Raw genomic sequence first — 958 nt, 5'->3', positions numbered from 1 at the left:
CTCCACCTATGTTTTCATGTGAAAAATGTGGAGGAGAAATGTACCCTGAGTTTTATAAAGGAATTCATGGAATAGAGAACAAGCTATCGGATATTCGCTAGACAAAAAAGGACCGGGCGGTTTTTGCCCGGTTTTTCTTATTTAATAATTCATGACAACCCGCGATAGATTCAGGGAGGGATAATTTTTGAAAATAAAAGAGAAGGCAGACTTACTTTTGGGAAATTTTAAGGGATGGTCCGAGCAACAAACACATATACAAGGTGTGGCAGTTGTGGGTTCATTTGCAAGAGGTGACTTTCATTCGAATTCAGATGTGGATTTAACGATTATTACTACAAATAAAGACCTTACGTTAAATATGATTAAAAATGATTTTAATTTCGGTAATATTGAGAGTAGTACACTTGAAGAATGGGGGATTTTAACCTCTCTAAGAATCTTCTATGGTAATGGATTAGAGGTTGAATACGGGGTTGTAACGGACCAGTGGGTTAAAGAGCCACTTGATGAAGGTACGAAGAATGTGGTTAAAAATGGCTTTAAGGTCGTAACTGAAAAAGAGAATATATTTTATAGTATAAAAATGTATTTAAATAATTTGTAATCCTATTCCTCAACTATGGCGCTAAGGATTGATTGCGCCTATTTTGCTTTACAAGGCAATTAAATTGAATAACACTTGGCACTTAAATTGGATATTTATGTTAAAATATGATTGGAATTGTGAAGGATTGTACTATTGAAGCAGGATAATTTGAGCAGGGAAAAATAATATACTCATTCATGAAAGTTTTACAAGGTTTAATAAGGAGCCATTCCTGTAATGAAGAAATTTGAGGATTGAAACAAAAAGAGCCCTCTTGGTATAGTACGAGGTGTCTGGTATGTCAACACTAAACTAGACACTTTTTTTAAGGTGAATATTTTTATATTCAATGGGACTTAGATAGTCAAG

1 protein-coding gene is annotated in these 958 nt (G+C 34.1%); it reads left to right on the top strand.

What is annotated here, in order from left to right:
* Nucleotides 1-187: 187 nt before the first annotated feature.
* Nucleotides 188-607 carry a nucleotidyltransferase domain-containing protein gene (locus Q1B07_RS26645; RefSeq protein WP_299095834.1) on the top strand — a complete coding sequence of 140 codons (420 nt, stop codon included), beginning with the start codon at nucleotides 188-190 and terminating at the stop codon, nucleotides 605-607.
* Nucleotides 608-958: the final 351 nt, after the last annotated feature.

It is taken from the genome of uncultured Metabacillus sp. (genome assembly GCF_947503125.1).
Taxonomy (GTDB): domain Bacteria; phylum Bacillota; class Bacilli; order Bacillales; family Bacillaceae; genus Metabacillus.
This window is presented reverse-complemented; position numbering and strand designations above follow the sequence as displayed.